At 49.3% G+C, this 13,794-nt stretch carries 15 protein-coding genes; 12 read left to right on the forward strand and 3 right to left on the reverse strand.

Annotation, left to right across the window (positions count from 1 at the left end; translation table 11 throughout):
• The first annotated feature begins 85 nt into the window (after nucleotides 1-85).
• The 5 genes from spo0A (at nucleotide 86) to ACFQ88_RS00025 (ending at nucleotide 5,482) form a co-directional block, all read left to right on the forward strand.
• Nucleotides 86-889, forward strand: a complete 804-nt coding sequence (gene spo0A, locus ACFQ88_RS00005) for a sporulation transcription factor Spo0A (RefSeq protein WP_239634296.1) — start codon at nucleotides 86-88, stop codon at nucleotides 887-889.
• Nucleotides 890-1,322: 433 nt separating this feature from the next.
• Nucleotides 1,323-2,882: a spore germination protein gene (locus tag ACFQ88_RS00010; protein WP_379453506.1), complete on the forward strand. Its 1,560-nt coding sequence runs from the start codon at nucleotides 1,323-1,325 to the stop codon at nucleotides 2,880-2,882.
• A gap of 22 nt (nucleotides 2,883-2,904) precedes the next feature.
• Nucleotides 2,905-4,095: a Ger(x)C family spore germination protein gene (locus ACFQ88_RS00015; protein ID WP_379451251.1), complete on the forward strand. Its 1,191-nt coding sequence runs from the start codon at nucleotides 2,905-2,907 to the stop codon at nucleotides 4,093-4,095.
• 7 nt (nucleotides 4,096-4,102) lie between these two features.
• Nucleotides 4,103-4,336 (forward strand): hypothetical protein, encoded by a 234-nt coding sequence (locus tag ACFQ88_RS00020; protein ID WP_379451252.1) that lies wholly within the window; start codon nucleotides 4,103-4,105, stop codon nucleotides 4,334-4,336.
• 42 nt (nucleotides 4,337-4,378) lie between these two features.
• A complete protein-coding gene (locus tag ACFQ88_RS00025; protein WP_239634299.1) occupies nucleotides 4,379-5,482 on the forward strand; it encodes a GerAB/ArcD/ProY family transporter in 1,104 nt (367 codons plus the stop codon).
• Between the two features lie 26 nt (nucleotides 5,483-5,508).
• On the opposite strand, the gene ACFQ88_RS00030 is transcribed toward ACFQ88_RS00025, so the two are convergent.
• Nucleotides 5,509-5,691, reverse strand: a complete 183-nt coding sequence (locus ACFQ88_RS00030; RefSeq protein WP_239634300.1) for a DUF2524 domain-containing protein — start codon at nucleotides 5,689-5,691, stop codon at nucleotides 5,509-5,511.
• 57 nt (nucleotides 5,692-5,748) lie between these two features.
• Complete coding sequence (locus ACFQ88_RS00035; RefSeq protein ID WP_239634301.1) at nucleotides 5,749-6,099, reverse strand: hypothetical protein; 351 nt, start codon at nucleotides 6,097-6,099, stop codon at nucleotides 5,749-5,751.
• Nucleotides 6,100-6,210: 111 nt separating this feature from the next.
• On the opposite strand from ACFQ88_RS00035, the gene ACFQ88_RS00040 reads away from it, so the two are divergent.
• The 4 genes from ACFQ88_RS00040 to ACFQ88_RS00055 all read left to right on the forward strand — a co-directional run bounded on the left by ACFQ88_RS00040 (nucleotide 6,211) and on the right by ACFQ88_RS00055 (nucleotide 9,509).
• Complete coding sequence (locus tag ACFQ88_RS00040; protein ID WP_239634302.1) at nucleotides 6,211-6,489, forward strand: hypothetical protein; 279 nt, start codon at nucleotides 6,211-6,213, stop codon at nucleotides 6,487-6,489.
• Between the two features lie 324 nt (nucleotides 6,490-6,813).
• Nucleotides 6,814-7,902: a putative cytokinetic ring protein SteA gene (gene steA / locus ACFQ88_RS00045; RefSeq protein ID WP_239634303.1), complete on the forward strand. Its 1,089-nt coding sequence runs from the start codon at nucleotides 6,814-6,816 to the stop codon at nucleotides 7,900-7,902.
• A gap of 15 nt (nucleotides 7,903-7,917) precedes the next feature.
• Entirely contained in the window at nucleotides 7,918-8,610 is a 693-nt protein-coding gene (locus ACFQ88_RS00050; protein ID WP_379451253.1) for a glycosyltransferase family 2 protein, read from the forward strand.
• Complete coding sequence (locus tag ACFQ88_RS00055; protein WP_379451254.1) at nucleotides 8,610-9,509, forward strand: hypothetical protein; 900 nt, start codon at nucleotides 8,610-8,612, stop codon at nucleotides 9,507-9,509. Before ACFQ88_RS00050 ends, ACFQ88_RS00055 begins: the two co-directional genes overlap by 1 nt.
• Before the next feature lie 30 nt (nucleotides 9,510-9,539).
• Here ACFQ88_RS00055 and ACFQ88_RS00060 read toward each other — a convergent pair whose 3' ends face one another.
• A complete protein-coding gene (locus ACFQ88_RS00060) occupies nucleotides 9,540-9,809 on the reverse strand; it encodes a DUF2627 domain-containing protein (RefSeq protein ID WP_239634306.1) in 270 nt (89 codons plus the stop codon).
• 168 nt (nucleotides 9,810-9,977) lie between these two features.
• Between ACFQ88_RS00060 and lpdA the strand changes: the two genes are divergently transcribed.
• From lpdA to ACFQ88_RS00075, 3 genes are all read left to right on the forward strand, one after another.
• Complete coding sequence (lpdA, locus tag ACFQ88_RS00065; protein WP_379451255.1) at nucleotides 9,978-11,399, forward strand: dihydrolipoyl dehydrogenase; 1,422 nt, start codon at nucleotides 9,978-9,980, stop codon at nucleotides 11,397-11,399.
• A gap of 148 nt (nucleotides 11,400-11,547) precedes the next feature.
• Nucleotides 11,548-12,564, forward strand: a complete 1,017-nt coding sequence (locus tag ACFQ88_RS00070; RefSeq protein ID WP_239634308.1) for a thiamine pyrophosphate-dependent dehydrogenase E1 component subunit alpha — start codon at nucleotides 11,548-11,550, stop codon at nucleotides 12,562-12,564.
• Entirely contained in the window at nucleotides 12,564-13,544 is a 981-nt protein-coding gene (locus ACFQ88_RS00075) for an alpha-ketoacid dehydrogenase subunit beta (protein ID WP_379451256.1), read from the forward strand. Before ACFQ88_RS00070 ends, ACFQ88_RS00075 begins: the two co-directional genes overlap by 1 nt.
• Nucleotides 13,545-13,794: the final 250 nt, after the last annotated feature.

Here is a 13,794-nt window from a genome sequence, read left to right on the forward strand (position 1 = left end):
GAAGGAATTTTATTATCGCTGTCGAAAATATACTTAGGTAAAAAATGCTAATCTTATTTGTCGCCATTTGAAGGAGGATGTTACGTTGCAAATGATCGAAGTATTATTGGCTGATGACAATCGCGAATTCACGAATTTACTTTCCGAATTTATCGACGAACAAGAAGACATGCATGTATCGGGTGTTGCATATAACGGCAACGATGTTCTTCGTTTGATTGAGCAGGCTGATCAAGTACCGGATGTGTTAATTCTCGATATTATTATGCCGCACTTGGACGGACTCGGCGTATTGGAGAAGCTCCGCGAAATGGATTTGAATCCTCAGCCGAAAATTATTATGCTTACCGCTTTCGGTCAGGAGAACATTACCCAAAAGGCTGTTCAGCTCGGCGCATCGTATTACATTTTAAAACCGTTTGATATGGAAATATTGACGAACCGGATTCGTCAGCTTGTTTCCAATAACCAAACGAGCTCCGTAACGTCGTCGCATTCCTCTCCAAAGGCGAATGTAGTTCAGCTGCCGAAAACCAAAAATTTGGACGCTAACATTACGACCATCATTCATGAAATCGGCGTTCCGGCACATATTAAAGGATATCAATATCTTCGCGAAGCCATCACGATGGTATATAACAACATCGAGATTCTGGGCGCCATCACCAAAACGTTATACCCTGCTATCGCCGAAAAATACAAAACAACCCCGAGCCGCGTCGAACGCGCCATTCGCCACGCGATTGAAGTCGCCTGGACCCGCGGCAACATCGACAGCATCTCCCACTTGTTCGGTTACACGATTAATATATCGAAAGCAAAGCCGACGAATAGCGAATTTATCGCGATGGTGGCGGATAAGCTGAGAATCGAGCATAAAGTGTCGTGAAAGTCTGCCGATACTACGTATGATGACGATAAGTGAATGTTTGTTCATCTTTATCGGGCACTGTGAGATGGGATAACGATACCTTAAACGATGCCTTGCGATAAAGCTGAACAAGTTCACCTCCGTCCAATAAGTAGATTTATCGGTTACTATTAGCGAATGTTCAATACGGAGGGAAATTACGACCAAAGGTTACGTCGAATCTTACGGGATTCGGCGTTTTTTATTTTCTTTTAACGGGCAAGTTTAACACCATCCTATGACGTTCATGAAAAAAGCGCCGTCTGTTTACGGGTTGCAAATAAACCTATAAACAAAGGGTGCTTTTTGTTTTGGAATACACTGCCAGGGCAATAATGGAGAGTGTACATCCTAGCCGGGAGATAACGATATGAAACTATTGAAAAAGCTGCTTAACCGAGGGGCTAAGCCAATGCCTGGCACGGTTGCCGGCAATATGAATCCAGCCTCAACCGCGAAGCCGTTAATAAAGGCTAGTCTGGATGAGAATTTGGATTATGTCAGAAAAAGTATAGGGCATAGTACGGATATTATTATTAGGGAAACACGAATAGGCCAGAATGGCGTACTAAGAATGGGAATTATTTTTACAGAAGGATTGGCTGATAAATCGGTAATCAATGATTTTATCATGGAAACTCTCATGCTGGAAGTAAAAACAGCGGAGCTGGACGCAGAGCTATCCCGATCGGCTTATGCTCTTCAGGTGATTAAGAGCAAGGCTCTCACGATTGGAGATATCTTGGAGGTTACGGATTATGATACGATGCTCCATTCCATTTTGTCCGGAGACACGATTATTTTACTGGACGGCAATAGCGTAGCGATCAATGCAGGCACCAAGGGATGGAAAGATCGGGGTGTCACGGAAACCTCCAAAGAATCTGTGGTAAGAGGCCCTCGAGAGTCGTTCTCAGAGACTTTAAGAACGAACACCGCATTAATTCGGCGTAAAATCAAAGACCCGAATCTTTGGCTTGAGACACAACAAATTGGCCGGCTTACGAAAACCGATGTCGCAATCATGTACATCAACGGCATTGCCAATGACAAAATCGTGGAAGAAGTGCGCACCCGTCTTGCCCGCATTGATATCGACAGCATCCTGGAGAGCGGTTATATAGAAGAATTGATTCAGGACAAGACGTATACTCCGTTCCCTACCATCTATAATACCGAACGTCCCGATGTTGTCGCGGCCGAGCTGGTTGAAGGGAAAGTAGTGATTCTCGTCGACGGAACTCCCGTCGTTCTTGTCGTCCCTGCGTTATTCGTTTCTTTCTTGCACTCGGCGGAGGACTATTATCATCGCTTTGATATCAGCTCGCTTGTACGTATATTACGATACGTCGGCGTCTTTATTGCACTGCTTGGTCCGTCCTTATACGTTGCGATAACGACATTTCATCAAGAAATGCTGCCGACAGAGCTCCTCATCGGCTTGGCTGCCCAACGGGAAGGAGTTCCTTTTCCTGCATTTATTGAAGCGATAATGATGGAAGTGGCATTTGAAATTTTAAGGGAAGCCGGGCTGCGAATGCCTAGAACCATCGGACCTGCCGTCTCGGTTGTCGGTACATTGGTTATCGGTCAGGCTGCTGTCGAAGCGGGAATCGTATCGGCCGCCATGGTAATAGTCGTATCGACGACGGCGATCGCAAGCTTCGTATTCCCGTCTTATAGCTTAGCCAGTTCCTTCCGGATGCTTCGTTTTCCTTTAATGGGACTTGCCGCATCTTTCGGTTTGGTAGGTATCATCGTAGGGCTGATTGGCATCGTGCTTCACTTAACAAGCTTACGGACGTTTGGGGTTCCCTATATGAGTCCATTCGCTCCCTTGATTATCGACGATCAAAAGGATGCGATATTTCGCTTTCCACAATGGTTCATGCTTTCCCGTCCGAGGCTGATTAATCAAAAGAACGTCATCCGCCAAAACATGAGCAAGACCGATCCGAAAGGTCGCGAATAACAAAGGAAAGGGGACTGGATACGTGATTCGGAGAGTGGCCGTTTGCCTGCTTACGATGGTGCTTCTGACAGGCTGTTGGAATCGCAGGGAATTGAACGATCTGGCCATTGTTGTCGGGATGGGGATAGACAAAATCGGCGATCGGTATGAAGTTACCATTCAGGTTGTTATGCCTGCCGAAGTCGCCCCGCTTAAAGGGGGTACCAGCGGCAGGGCGCCAGTTACCATTTATCACGCCACAGGTGATACGGTCTTTGAAGCAATCCGGAGAATGACTACGATGACGCCCCGTAAAGCCTATTTTGCTCATGTAAGGATGTTCTTGATTGGCGAAGAGGCGGCCAAAGCCGGAGTATCCAATTTGCTTGACTTTATATCGCGCGACCATGAGCTGCGTACGGACTTTTATTTTGCGGTTGCCAAGGGTGCATTGGCCAAAGATTTGCTGAGCATCTATACCATGCTGGAGAAAATACCTGCGAATAAAATGTTTAACTCCATTGAAGTTTCTCAGAAAACATGGGCGCCGTCCGTCTCCGTTACTTTGGATGAGCTGATAAGAGATCTTGTCAGTAATGGCAAAAATCCTGTACTGACCGGTATCGAGATTGTCGGAAATAAAGAAGAGGGCAAGCTCAAAAGCAATGTGGAGCGAATCGATTTGCCAACCAAGGTCCAGTATACAGGCTTGGCAGTGTTCAAGAAAGATAAGCTCGTCGGTTGGCTGGATGAATATGAAAGTAAAGGGTATAGCGACATTACCGATAAATTGCAAAGCACGGTCATTGAGGTGGCTTGTCCGCAAGGAGGTAAGCTGGGGGTTGAAATTATCCGCTCCAAAACGACGATGAATCCTGAGGTTAAGGACGGCAAACCGGCAATGCGATTAAAAACACGAAGCGAGGCAAATATCAGCGATGTCGAATGCAAAATCGATGTAACTAAAAGCGGTACCATCGATGAGCTTGAAAAAAGGATAGAGGAAAAAGTGAAGATGAACAGTCGTTTATCCATAAAAAAAGCTCAAAAATTGAACAGCGATATTTTCGGTTTCGGCAGCTCATTCCATCTCAACTATCCTTCTTATTGGGATAAGATTGAGCAGAATTGGGATCGTTATTTCCAACACCTCCCTGTGCATCTGGAAGTAGAAATTACCATTAAGAGACTCGGAACGATCGGAGAACCGCTGCAAAACAAAATAAAGGAGTAGCATGCTTATGTGGTGGAAAATTTTGGCCATGGTTTCCATTTCCGTTTTAATGGCAGTGGTGGAATTGCCTTCTCTTCTTAAAAAAAATCAAAAAAAAGAGATCGTCATATTTTGGACATTGCTTGGAACAGGCACGGCGATAAGTATTGCTATGATTCTGCACGTACAAATTCCGAATCCGGCTGATGGCATCATGATCTTGTATAGACCGGTAAGCGACTGGATCGATAAGATATTATAGGACAGAGGCCAGCAGATGAACATGAGAAGGGGAGAGTTGCTAATGGTAGGAGATACGAAGCTAAGTTCACGTCAATTCTATATTATAGTAACTCTGTACTGCATAGGCACATCTATATTAATAACGCCTGCCCCGTTAGCGGCCATTGCCAAAGAGGACGCATGGCTCGCTGCCATTGCGGGTGTCGCTATAAGTTTGTTGATTACCGCGCTTATCATAGCGTTAGGCAATATGTATCCGCAGCTGACTCTTGTTCAAAAGTGTGAAAAGCTGCTCGGCAAATGGTTGGGGAAAGCTGTTTCATTGACCTTTATTTTCATGAGTTTTTTCACAGGCTCTGAGCTTCTGTATATCATTGGAGATTTTTTAACTACGCAAATCATGCCTGAGACACCGGCTGTAGCCGTGCATATTTTATTTGCTTGTTTAGTATTGGGCGCGCTCCGTCTTGGGCTGGAGACGGTGGCTCGTACTGCAGAATTTTTGTTCCCATGGTTTCTGTTTTTGTTCATTTTGCTGGTTTTGTTTATTACCCCTCTGCTTGATTTTCATAACGTGAAACCCATTCTTGAGAACGGCTGGCATCCGATTATGTCAGGTGCTGTTCGTTTTGCTAGTGTTTTTTCCATGCCGACGATTGTGCTGCTGATGATTTTCCCCGTATCCGTACACCGGCCCCATAATGCAAGCAAGGCATTCTATATCGGAATATTCATTGCCGGATTACTTATGATCATTGTTGTATCATTGACAATCTTGGTGCTAGGGGCGGATATTACGGAAAGGCAAATGTATCCTAGCTATAATTTAGCCAAAAAAATCAATATCGGCAATTTTGTCAAGCGCATAGAAGCTGTCATGGCTTTTATGTGGTTTATAACGATATTCATAAAAATGACGTTCTATATATATGCTGCGGTAGTCGGACTAGCCCAAACGCTGCAGGTCAAGGATTACAGGTTCATGCTGCACCCTCTCGGCATATATATGGTTATATCCTCAATAGTTATCCATCCCAATGTCGTTCATTCGATTGAGTACGATAAAGAAGCGTGGATGCCTTTCATAGCTACTTTTGCTATTATGCTTCCTATCGTTTTATTGGGTGTATATGCTTTTCGCAGAAAAAAACTGCATAGTCGGTGAGGGCTATGCAGTCGCCTATAAGGGTGTTAAGGATTAATATCACACTTGTTCTTAATAAAATGAATTTGATTCTCGAGCCGATGGATCAAATCTTGCGATTCCTTGGATGAATCGGAGCTTGCTTGCAAAGATTGGAGCTGCTCTTTGAGCTCATGAAGGTCATTGCCGGCTTGAGAGCAATCATAATTGCTTTCTAGGTTGTCGATCATGAAAGACATGCCTCCTCGCGGGTTTGTTCGAATATAGTATGGATGACCCGTGCAGGATTATGCCTTCATGGGCAATGAAATAACAGGAGGAATTGTCTCAGGCTGTTTATTGGCGGAGGATGCCGTCGGCATTTCTTCTTCATAGGCACTTTGCTGCGCCCAATTCAGCCAGCCTTCGGGAAGCTGTTGGCTAACGAAATCACGAATCTGCGGGAATGCCGCCGCGAGGTCACAAATCAATTTCTCGTAGGTGTTGAGTACCGATTCGAAATCCAGGCCGATGTCTTCCATAAGCAGTTCCTTCAATGCCGTATCGTTATCTTCGAAGTCACGATACCGTAGACCATCATAAATTTCCGTAATCAGACCATTCTGAACACGAACAATTTTTTGACATATTCTTTGCATTGACCTACTCCTTACGCTAAGATTAGGGTTATTATACCATAGAAAATTTGCACAAAATGTAGAATTGTGTTACCTGAATGTGGAAAAAAGAAAAATATTTGGAGGAACTCAATGGAATTCGATTATTGCAATATGGAAATGATTGTAACGGACAATTTGCTGCAGATCGATATCGGCTGCCGGTTTATAGACGAGCCTGACGAGCTGTATGCGATCCAATTGCAATGCAAGCCCTATGGGGTAATGGAAGATATAAAATTGATGTTTAATTCGATGGATTGCAATTACCGGTTTAAGGAAGACGAGATGAGGGCAATCGAGGCCTATGTTCGAACATCGGTATGTTCCTCGGAGTATGCGGACTGGTTCCAAGGATGCAATTCGCAGTAAGAAAACAATGCCTAACGATTCAAATAAGTTTTTTCTCTGCCGGCCACATGAAAGAGCTTATGCCGAAGGTTCGAGAAGAATACCATGATTTTACAGCGACTTGTTTTGACAGGAATAGCTTGAAAAGAACGTAAAGTGCAATTATCTATATCATATAACGGATAGTTAAACGGCCGGGCCATGTCCCGGCTTTTTCTGTTTCCGGAGCATCCGACTCTTGCTGCTTATTCATGCATGAAAACGGTTGTCGCAACAAATAATAAAAAGGAATAGCTGCGTCAAGCGGTATGTAAAACAGGTTTAGGAAAGCGATGTGCTGTAGCTATGGCCGTAAGGAAACGAATGGTAACAACCCGTTTTCCCGTTATTCATGGTATCGCCCGAGTGAATCGTAATACCAAATTGCTGCTGAGAGACCTTCAACCGAACGCCATTGCAGTCATTGAGCACGATGATCTGGATGACCTGGCAGCGGAAGGATTGTTGGCCGCTGAAGTACAAGCCGTGGTCAATGCAGGCCAAACGATGACGGGTAAAATACCTGCTACCGGAGCTTTGCGACTTCTGGAGAAGGGGATTCCCATATTTGAAATAGAGCCGGCGTGGCTGCCGGTATTCGACGATCATGAAGACATCCGCATAAGCATGGAAGGCATCGTGGTGAAGCAATCTATAGTGCCTTACTCGGCGTTTGCCAAGGAAAACTGGCTTCGGCAATATCGCCAGGCGCTTCATGTGCAGCATGATACGCTGCGGGAATTTATCGACAATACGCTGCATTATGCGGACATGGAGAAAAACCTCGTTCTGGAGCCGCTTCAATGCCCTGGCATGCGGACGGAGCTTGCGAGGCGTCATGTGCTGATCGTCACCCGCGGCAAAGAATATAGACAGGACCTGGCGGCACTAAGCGGTTATATTGCGAAGCATCGTCCCGTACTAGTGGGGGTGGACGGCGGAGCCGATGCTCTGCTGGAGTACGGCCATGTCCCGGATCTTATCATCGGCGATATGGATAGCGCAACAGATCATGCGCTTCGGTGCGGAGCCGAGCTCATTGTTCATGCGTATCCCGACGGAAGAGCTCCGGGCTTGCTCCGGATAGAGCGGCTCGGCTTACAGGCGCTGAAGCTGGCGGCATGCGGGACAAGCGAAGATATAGCGCTTCTTCTAGCTTACGATCAGCATTGTGAAAGAATAGTGACGGTGGGTACCCACAGCCACATGTTCGACTTTTTGGAAAAAGGCCGCAAAGGGATGGGGAGCACTGTGCTTGTCCGCATGAAGGTAGGCAGCAAGCTGACCGATGCCAGAGGCATAGGCATGCTGTATGACCAGGAGCCGATGCGCGAGAGTGCCGTCTCCAAGCGGATTCAAGCCGTCCTGCAGAAGCTGGCCGGGATTCTGATATGAGAGGGGCCGGGAGGGATGGAACCATACATATCCGTCATAATACCTGCATATAACGAACAATATTATATCGCCGAAACATTGCGGTCTATACGCCAAGCCTGCAAATATATCGAGCACGAGAGCGAAATCGTGGTAGTAGACGACGGCAGCCGGGATGAGACGTTCGGATTAGCTTGTACGCTGGCCGATGCCGTAATTCAGCATACGCACAGCATGGGCAAAGGAGCCGCACTGCTGACCGGATGCAAAACGGCCCGCGGCCGGATCCTCGTATTTCTCGACGCGGATCTCGGAGAAACAGCGCAAAGCTTCCCTTCGCTAGTAGAGCCGCTATACCGCGAGGAGGCGGATATGGTCATCGCCAGACTGCCTGCGGCAGCGAAGAAGAGCGGCTTCGGGTTGGTCAGAACGTTAGCCGGGCATGGGGTATACCGGCTGTCGGGCTTCACTTCGTCGGCACCCTTGTCCGGACAGCGGGCTATTCGACGCGAGGTGATTGAGCGTATCGGACGGATGGCGGATGGCTTCGGAGTCGAAGTCGGGCTGACAATTGATGCAGTGAAGCTTGGATACCGCGTTCAGGAGCAGTTCGTTCCCTTTGCACATCGTGTGTCGGGACGAGATTTGGGCGGTTGGCTTCACCGCGGCAAGCAATTTTGCGCCGTCGGCAGCACCTTGTGGAACCGGTGGAGGGAGCCGATTTGTTAATGCCAGAATGGCTCTTATGGCTGGTTTCCATTGCTGTAATCCTGATAGCGGGACGGGCGGTACTTCCTGTGATGATGAGAATGTTGTCGGAGCATGGAATTACGGATACCAACTACAAACAATCGGTCATCCCGACGGCTTGCGGGCTGCTTCTGTGGCTGCTGTTTTGCATGACCATGGTTATCGCTCGAATGACGAGCGGATTGGGAGGAGCAGCCGTGCTGGCCATCCTTCATTACAACGGCAGCATCGTTGCAGAATACGGAGCAGCGCTAAGTATCGTCGCATTGGTCGGATTTTTGGACGATGCCGTAGGAGTCAAATCGTACAAAGGCTTCGCGGGCCATTGGAGGCATTGGAGGGAGAAGGGCGTGATCGGCACCGGCATGGTGAAAGCCGTGGGAGGATCGGCAGCCGCTCTGCTCATTGCTTTCTCCGACAGTCTTCAAGACGGCAGGACGATATGGGAACGGCTGATACCGTTTCTGATTGTCGTCTTGATGACGAATGCAATCAACCTGCTTGATACGAGACCCGGAAGAGCGTTAAAAGGCTTTTGGGGAGCTGTGACCGTACTTCTCCTGATCGCCGTCGAAGGAGTGGAGAAGGCAGAGATCGCGTGGCTCATGCTGCCCGTGCTGATCGGGGCGGCGCTTCTGCTCTTGCCTGACTTGAAGGGGAGACTGATGCTCGGAGACACCGGAGCGAACCTGCTCGGTTTTGCAATGGGCAGCTGGATTGTTATGCTTGCGGGCACGGCGTTTCAGACAGCGGTGCTTGGCTTGCTGGTCGTGCTGCACGCCGTTACCTGGCGCTTCTCACTGACGAAACTGATCGCGCGCAGCCGGGTTCTTACATGGCTCGACGCTATCGGCAGAGGACGCCCCGACAAAATATAAGGAGCCGTTCCCGTCTCAACGGGCCGGCTCCTATTGTTTTTTGCGTTTGGCTTTGAAGCGGGGCGCGACGTAATTGCGTTTGCGGTCCCGGAAAAAAATCCACCCGCCGATAAACGCGACTCCGGCAAGAAACAGGACGAAGCCTATCGCCATCTTTCCCCATTGTACATGCGGATTCAGCTCAGGAGAGCCGAACTGGGCGAAAAAAGCATCCTTCATAGCGAGAAATCCATAGGTTGCCATAACACCGGGGATCACCAGCATCAATACGGCGATAAAACGGTACAGCGTTGCTTTCATGCGGTATAACTCCTTTTATCGAGGTCAGCCTCGTAGCTTCAAAAATTGCTTCTCTAAAAGTACCATATTCCCGGCAACATTTCATGTATCTTTCGCAAATTGTACTATATTTCTCACAACAATTATGGTTAAAATAAAAGAATCATAGTTTTCAGGAGGGTTAAACACATGACGCAAGCTTTTGACATCGTCGTACTCGGAGGCGGAACCGGAGGATATATTGCTGCCATTCGTGCCGCTCAGCTGGGAAAATCGGTTGCTATCGTCGAACGCGATAAGCTGGGAGGGACATGCTTGCATCGCGGCTGTATTCCGAGCAAGGCGCTTCTTCGCAGCGCAGAGGTATATGCAACGATGCTGGAAAGCGAGCGGTATGGAATCCAGGCGGAATCGGTCCGGCTGCATTTCCCGGGTGTACAAGCCCGCAAGCAGGGTATCGTGGAGCAAATGCATAAAGGCATTCAATTTCTAATGAAAAAACATAACATACAGGTTGTATACGGGAACGGCAGACTGCTGTCCCCGAGTATTTTCTCACCTCGTACCGGTTCGGTATCAGTGGAGCAGGAGGACGGCGAGATCATAACGCTCGTTCCGGAGAAGCTCATCATCGCTACGGGCTCCCGTCCGAAGAGCCTGCCGGGATTGGAGACGGACGGGCATACCATTTGGAACAGCGACGACGCTCTCGGCATGGAAGAACTGCCGCAATCGATTGTAATTGTAGGCGGAGGCGTTATCGGCGTGGAATGGGCGTCGATGCTGAACGATTTTGGAGTGCAGGTAACGGTTGTGGAATATTCGGACCGGCTGCTGCCTGCTGAAGATTCCGACATTTCCCGCGAGCTCGAGCGGCTGCTTAGAAAACGCGGCGTTCAAGTGATCACCGATGCCAGGCTGTTGACCGAAACGGTACAGAAGGAAGAGGGCGCCGTCAAGCTGCAGATTGAACGTAAAGGCGAGCTTCAGCAGCTTCAAGCCGACAAAATGATGGTTTGCGTAGGACGTGAAGCCAATGTGGAGGATATCGGTTTACATAATACGGATGTCAAGATCACAAACGGCTTTATACAGGTTAATGAGTTCATGCAGACGGCGGAGTCCCACATCTATGCGATCGGCGATGTGAACGGCGGACTGCAACTTGCGCATGTCGCAGGACATGAAGGCATTATGGCGGTGGAGCACAGCGCAGGCCAGACGCCGCGTCCGTTCCCTCACCATGAAGTTCCACGCTGCGTCTATACCCGTCCGGAGGTGGCGTCCATCGGCTGGACGGAGAGACAGGCGGTTGATCGCGGATACGAAGTGAAAATCGGCCGGGTTCCTTTCGCAGCGGTAGGCAAAGCCGTTGTATACGGCGAATCGGACGGCTTCGTGAAGGTCATTGCCGATAAGAAGACGAATGATATTCTCGGCGTCCATATGATTGGACCGCACGCGACGGATTTCATTTCGGAAGCTGCTTTGGCGCAAGTATTGGATGCAACGCCTTGGGAGGTCGGTCAGACGATCCATCCTCACCCTACTTTATCCGAGGCGCTGGGCGAAGCGATGCTGGCGGTCGATGGAGGCTCGTTCGCCATTTGATCTCTAATCTGATAAATAATCGGGCTTGTAACAGGATTGAAATCAAACGGAAATTGTATTCATACCTGAAACCGATTATAATATACTAATAGAGGCAAGTATTAGTACCTAGTAATAATTTTTGAGATGAGTAAAGGGGGTTGCACCCATGTCCATCGGCCAACTTATGAAGCACCGTAAGCTTGGATTGTCTGACGAGCAAGCTGTTGCAATGTATAAAATGATGCAGAAGGCAAGAAAGTTCGACGAGAGATCGTACGTCTTGCAGCGCGCCGGCAAAATCGCTTTTCACGTATCCGGGATCGGTCAGGAAGTGACCCAGGTAGCCGTTGCCTTCGCGCTGGAGCTGGGCAAAGATTACTTCCTGCCTTATTACCGTGATTACGGCTTTGTATTAGCTGCCGGTATGACGATGAAAGAATTGATGCTATCCGTATTTGCCAAGGCGGAAGACCCTAATAGCGGCGGCCGCCAAATGCCGGGGCATTTTAGCCATAAGAAGCTGAATATTGTTACGGGCTCCAGCCCGGTGACGACGCAGGTTCCACATGCGGTAGGATTTGCTCTTGCCGCGAAGATGAAGAAGCAGGATTTTGTTGCTTACGCTACATTCGGGGAAGGCTCGAGCAATCAGGGCGATTTCCATGAAGGGCTTAATTTCGCCGGGGTTCATAAGCTCCCTTGCATTTTCCTGTGCCAAAATAACCAGTATGCGATTTCCGTACCTTTGAATAAACAGGTAGCCGGCGGCAGCGTTGCAGAGCGCGGTGTAGGGTACGGCATTCCGGGCATCAAGGTGGACGGCAACGACGCTTTGGAAGTATACCGTGTAGTTAAGGAAGCGCGCGAGCGCGCCATTCGCGGGGAAGGACCGACGCTGATCGAATCTGTGATGTACCGCGTATCCCCTCACTCCACGTCGGACGACGATATGCTGTACCGGACGAAGGAAGAGGTCGAAACGAACCGCTCCAAGGACGGTATTCCGGTATTCCGGCAATACTTGATCGACTGCGGCTTGTGGAGCGACGAGCAGGAAGAAGAGCTGGTAGAGCAGCTCAAGCAAGAGATTACCGAGGCGACTCAATATGCGGACCGGGCACCGTACCCTCTGCCGGAGGATACTTTGCGCCATGTTTACGCCGAGGAAGGGGAGGTGCGCTAATGCCCGTTATTACCTATTTGGAAGCTATTCGTTCCGCGATGAAGGAAGAGATGGAGCGGGACGACAATGTATTCGTTCTCGGCGAGGACGTGGGCAAGGGCGGCGTATTGAACGCTACCAAGGGACTTCGCGATCAATTCGGCGAGGAGCGCGTATTGGATACGCCGCTGGCTGAATCGGCCATCGTGGGGACTGCCATCGGTGCGGCCATGTATGGCATGAAGCCGATTGCCGAGATGCAGTTCGCCGATTTCATCTTCCCGGCCACGAACCAGATTATCAGCGAGGCGGCCAAAATCCGCTACCGTTCCAACAACGACTGGAACTGTCCGATCGTTATCCGTGCGCCTTACGGTGCGACGAGCGGCGGAGCGCTGTATCATTCGCAATGTCCGGAATCGGTATTTTTCGGGACTCCGGGGTTGAAGATGGTGGCGCCTTCCAATCCGTACGATGCGAAAGGCTTAATGAAAGCCGCGATTCGGGATGCGGATCCGGTGCTTTATTTTGAACATAAAAAGTGCTATCTCGGAGTAACAGGTGAAGTGCCGGAAGCGGATTATATCGTCGAAATAGGCAAAGCCGATGTGAAACGCCAGGGCACGGATATTACCGTTATTTCCTACGGGATTACGGTGCAATATGCGCTGCAGGCGGCAGAGGAGCTGGCGAAGGAAGGCATCAGCGCGCACATCCTTGATTTGCGCACCATTCAGCCGCTCGATAAAGAAGCGATTCTCGAAGCAACCGCCAAGACGGGGAAAGTGCTCATTGTCCATGAGGACAACAAAACCGGCGGCGTAGGTGCGGAAGTGTCGGCGATTATCGCCGAGGAGCTGCTGTTCGAGCTTGATGCGCCGATCAAGCGTCTATGCGCGCCGGACGTTCCGGCTGTAGGGATGAATCCGAGCATGGAGAAGTTTTTCCTCATCAGCGCGGATAAAATAAAAGCGGCGATGAAAGAGCTGGCGGAATTTTAGGCTGCTGTGAAGCGGGTTAACGGTATTCGTTAACCCGTTCAGTTCTGCCGGGGCAAGCTTGCGCAGGCGAGAAGCTCGTAACGCGGCGAAAGCGCGGATTGAAAGTGTCGCTGTAAAGCGGAAAAACCGCGTTACAGAGGCAAACTCCGCCGCGAGCGGAGCAAAAGCGTTTGCTGTAAAGCGAGAAGTACAGCGGATGGATTGTGCAGGCGAAGGCGCATAACGTGGAAAAACCGCGTTACAGAGGCAA

This window comes from Paenibacillus sp. NPDC056579, assembly GCF_042793215.1.
In the GTDB taxonomy this organism is placed as follows: Bacteria; Bacillota; Bacilli; order Paenibacillales; family NBRC-103111; genus Paenibacillus_S.

Coding starts and splice junctions, on each gene's coding strand:
- ACFQ88_RS00060 (WP_239634306.1), bottom strand. CDS start 9,809: ATGAAAGCAACGCTGTACCGTTTTATCGCCGTATTGATGCTGGTGATC.
- ACFQ88_RS00070 (WP_239634308.1), top strand. CDS start 11,548: ATGTCCATCGGCCAACTTATGAAGCACCGTAAGCTTGGATTGTCTGAC.
- ACFQ88_RS00035 (WP_239634301.1), bottom strand. CDS start 6,099: ATGCAAAGAATATGTCAAAAAATTGTTCGTGTTCAGAATGGTCTGATT.
- ACFQ88_RS00055 (WP_379451254.1), top strand. CDS start 8,610: ATGCCAGAATGGCTCTTATGGCTGGTTTCCATTGCTGTAATCCTGATA.
- lpdA (WP_379451255.1), top strand. CDS start 9,978: ATGACGCAAGCTTTTGACATCGTCGTACTCGGAGGCGGAACCGGAGGA.
- ACFQ88_RS00075 (WP_379451256.1), top strand. CDS start 12,564: ATGCCCGTTATTACCTATTTGGAAGCTATTCGTTCCGCGATGAAGGAA.
- ACFQ88_RS00010 (WP_379453506.1), top strand. CDS start 1,323: ATGCCTGGCACGGTTGCCGGCAATATGAATCCAGCCTCAACCGCGAAG.
- ACFQ88_RS00030 (WP_239634300.1), bottom strand. CDS start 5,691: ATGATCGACAACCTAGAAAGCAATTATGATTGCTCTCAAGCCGGCAAT.
- ACFQ88_RS00040 (WP_239634302.1), top strand. CDS start 6,211: ATGGAATTCGATTATTGCAATATGGAAATGATTGTAACGGACAATTTG.
- ACFQ88_RS00025 (WP_239634299.1), top strand. CDS start 4,379: ATGGTAGGAGATACGAAGCTAAGTTCACGTCAATTCTATATTATAGTA.
- ACFQ88_RS00050 (WP_379451253.1), top strand. CDS start 7,918: ATGGAACCATACATATCCGTCATAATACCTGCATATAACGAACAATAT.
- ACFQ88_RS00020 (WP_379451252.1), top strand. CDS start 4,103: ATGTGGTGGAAAATTTTGGCCATGGTTTCCATTTCCGTTTTAATGGCA.
- steA (WP_239634303.1), top strand. CDS start 6,814: ATGGCCGTAAGGAAACGAATGGTAACAACCCGTTTTCCCGTTATTCAT.